Source organism: Vibrio sp. 10N.261.55.A7 (genome assembly GCF_002877365.1).
GTDB lineage: Bacteria > Pseudomonadota > Gammaproteobacteria > Enterobacterales > Vibrionaceae > Vibrio.
In genome coordinates this window covers 1-1871 of the sequence record NZ_MCWZ01000172.1, presented here as the reverse complement: position 1 = coordinate 1871, position 1871 = coordinate 1, and the positions used below count along the sequence as shown (strand labels likewise).

1 protein-coding gene is annotated in these 1871 nt (G+C 44.8%); it reads right to left on the bottom strand.

All coding sequences use genetic code 11. The features are described from left to right. Positions 1-272: 272 nt before the first annotated feature. Positions 273-1787, bottom strand: a complete 1515-nt coding sequence (locus BCU12_RS09930; RefSeq protein WP_102404161.1) for a sodium:solute symporter family protein — start codon at positions 1785-1787, stop codon at positions 273-275. Between the last annotated feature and the right edge of the window lie 84 nt (positions 1788-1871).

Sequence of the window (1871 nt, the reverse complement as noted above, 5' to 3'; positions counted from 1 at the left end):
GTTTAAATACAGTAGGTTCCATATTTTGGTTATGAGCGTCCCTGCCCGTTACAGCATATAAATAAGTGTGGATATTAAATGTATTTGTCATTGCTCAGGTGATGAGTTCTCTCTATGGCAAAACCATCAACGTACGGAGCGATCAATGACTTCACCATACTGATGCCACCCGATGCTTCAGCAGGGAAGAGATACACAATCGTATTTTCTATTACATTATTATTTTGGTTAATGAGGCTCAGAATAGAACCTCATTTAAATTGGAAGCGGAACTAGCTCTGTACTGCTGGGCGATTTGAAGATGGATCATCTTCCGCTAGCTGTCCTTTATCAGAGGTTTCCATCTCCATCAACGCACGCTCATCATCTAAAATTGCTTGAGCCATTTCAGGTGATACCTTGTTTTCAGGAGTCACGAGCGCGACAACAACGCCTGCCACTAGTGCGGTTAAACATGATGGGATGACTGGGTTGCCCCAGAAGGCTGTTAGATCAGGGCTCATCATCACGGCAAATGAAGCGATAGACGCACCTGCTAAAGTCGCGATGGCACCCTGCCAATTGTAACGGCTCCAGAATTTACCCAGCATTCCACAAACAAACATGCCTGACATGACCGTTGAAATCATCTTAGTGATGTAGCCAATGATGTCATTAGAGGTCAAAGCAAATAGCAGAGCAAAGCCAATGACCACAACCAGTGCCAAGCGAGAGTAGTTCAGCATCGATTCTTTGTTTGGTACGCGGCCAGTGAACATGACGTAAACATCACGAAGCAAGATAGAGACACCCGCAATCGCATCAGAACTTGCGCTCGACATTGTTGCAGATAGACCCGCGATAAGAACAATCATACCCACGCCGACAGGCAATACCGTTGCGGCAATATAAGGGAATGAGAAGTTCGGGTTATCCAGTGTTGGGTCAATCGCATGTGCCGCCATACCAATGACAGCAGGAATGATTGAGAAGAAAAGATACAACACTCCAGACGCCACGAATGAACGACGAATTGTTTTCACGTCTTTACCCGAGTAGATGCGCTGACGGAATGACGGTGTTGCAAGCACACCCACACCGATAACTACAGCTAGTGAAACCGCTGGGATGATGCCGAGTTTTTCAATCGCTAAGAAACTCGTCGCTGCTGGGTCCATCGCATCATATAGGTTGTCTAAACCGCCGATGTGATCAACTGACATGACAGCCATTAAGATAAAGCCAGCAAAAAGAATAACGGCTTGAATAGTGTCCGTCCACACAACGGCCGTGTAACCACCAATCACAACGTAAATCGTGAATGCAGCAGCAATAATGATTTTCGCTAGATTTAGATCGATATCCGCTATCCACGCTAGGTACATGCCGCCACCCAAAATGTGTGCGCCCAACCAGCCGATAGAGGCGATAAAAATAAGCAGACCAACCACGTTTTTCACGATTTTGTTAGCACCGACATAATAGGCAAGCTCTTCACTCATGGTCATGAAATTGAGCTTACGAACTGGCGCAAACCAAAGTGCTAATAAAAGGATACCGATTGCGCCACCGATACCGTATAAAGCACCCGCCCAGCCATTAGCATATCCAAAGCCAACGGCGCCCATACTTGAACCCGTACCCACCATGGTTGCCACCGTGGTACCTAATACAAGAAACATAGGTAAACCGCGGCCACCTAGTAGAAAATCTTCACCTGATTTTTGGTTACGCGATACGAACCAACCAAGCCAAATTAAAAAGCAGACATATAGGCCAAAACCTGTAAGAAATAATGTACTATCCATTATGCAGATCTCCAATATATGAATTAGAATATTCATTTATTATTTGGATATAATTACTGACACGGTTATTTTAAATATTAATCT